Genomic DNA, 1,747 nt, shown 5'->3' on the forward strand with positions numbered 1-1,747 from the left:
GTCCCGTCGGGAACCGCGGGCAGCGCGCTGCGCTGGTCCGCCTGCGGGAGCCAGCTCGCCGGGATGGAGTGCGCCTCGCTCCAGGTCCCGCTGAACTACGCGGACCCCGGCGGCCGCAAGATCACGATCGCGCTTTCCATGGTCCCCGCGACGGCGCCGAAGAGCCAGCAGCAGGGCGTGATGCTCGTCAACCCCGGCGGCCCCGGCGCGCCAGGCCGGTGGCTGGCCGGCGCCACCGCCACCAGCCTCAGTCCGCAGGTGGCCGCGGACTACGACATCGTCGGCTTCGACCCACGCGGGGTCGGCGGATCGGTGCCGGCGCTGAGCTGCGATCCCGGCTACTTCTCCGGCAGCCAGCCGGACTACATCCCGGCGAACGCGGCGGCGGAGCAGGTGCTCATCAACAAGGCGAAGACCTACGCGGCGGACTGCGAGCAGCGGTTCGGCTGGCTGCTGCCCTACGAGACCAGCGTGAACATGGCCCGCGACATGGACCTGATACGCCAGGCGTTCGGCGTGCAGAAGATCACCTACTACGGGTTCTCCTGGGGCACCTACCTGGGCCAGGTGTACGGCACGCTGTTCCCCAGCCGGGTCCGCAGGATGGTGCTCGACAGCACGGTGGACCCGACCGGTGTCTGGTACCAGGACAACATCGCCCAGGACTACGCCTTCCAGGCCCGGCTCGACGCGTTCTACGCGTGGATCGCGAAATACGACAGCGTCTACAACCTGGGCAGCACGGCCGCCGAGGTGCGCAGCGCCTTCTACCGGGCGCGTAATCAGCTGGCGGCCAATCCGGTCACCGGGCCCGGCGGGCAGCCGATCGGCCCGGACGAATACGACGACACGTTCATCATCGGCGCCTACCTGAACACGACGTGGCCCAGCCTGGCGGAGGCGCTGTCGCAGTACCTGACCGGCGGCACGGCGGCCGGGCTGGTCACCGTCTGGGAGAACTACGCCACGCAGCAGGAAAACGAGCCGCAGCAGGCCGTGTACGACGCCGTGCAGTGCGCGGACGTGAACTGGCCGCGGAACTGGGCCAAGTGGCAGGCGGACACCACCCGGGTGTACCAGACCGCGCCGTTCATGGCCTGGGACAACGCCTGGCTGAACGCGCCGTGCGCGTTCTGGCCGGTCAAGGGCCCGGCGCAGCCGCTGCAGATCAAGGGGCAGGGGCTGCCGCCCATCCTCATGCTGCAGGGCACGCTGGACGCGGCCACCCCGTACCCGGGCGCGCAGGACGCGCACAAGCTGCTGCCGAGCGCGCGGATGGTGGTCGTCGAGGGCAGCGGGAACCACGGCCAGTCGCAGGAGGTCCCGCCCGACACCTGCGTGCAGGACTACCTGGACAACTACCTGGCCACCGGCGCGGTGCCGAACGCCCCCGGCCTGGTCAACGCCACCTGCCCGGCCGTCCCCGACCCCACCCCAGGCAGTTAGCGTGCCGCTGACGCGGTGAGCGTGATTTCCGAAGCCGCAGGGCCGTATCGGCGGCTGCTCGGTGAGCCCGCGCTGCGCGGGCTGGCGGTGGCGGACGTCTGCGCCCGGCTGCCACAGGGCATGGTCGCCATCACGCTGCTGCTGGTGGCGGCGACCCATGCCTCGATGACCACCGCCGGCCTCGTCGTGGCCGGCTACACGCTCGGGCAGGCCGTGACGGGCCCGCTGCGCGGCCGGCTGGCGGACCGGTACGGGCTGGCCAGAGTCTGCGCCTTCTGCGGCTGCGGGTACGCGGTGGCGC

General features: G+C 71.6%; 2 protein-coding genes. Both read left to right on the forward strand.

Annotated elements, in window-relative coordinates:
- On the forward strand, positions 1 to 1,446 hold a 1,446-nt coding region (locus WA805_RS28885), incomplete at its 5' end, for an alpha/beta hydrolase (RefSeq protein ID WP_425243905.1).
- A 15-nt stretch (positions 1,447 to 1,461) separates the two neighbouring features.
- Positions 1,462 to 1,747: MFS transporter (locus WA805_RS28890; protein ID WP_425243906.1), on the forward strand; the 286-nt coding region annotated here is incomplete at its 3' end.

Origin of the sequence: Trebonia sp. (assembly GCF_049794275.1) — a bacterium.
Taxonomy (GTDB): domain Bacteria; phylum Actinomycetota; class Actinomycetes; order Streptosporangiales; family Streptosporangiaceae; genus Trebonia.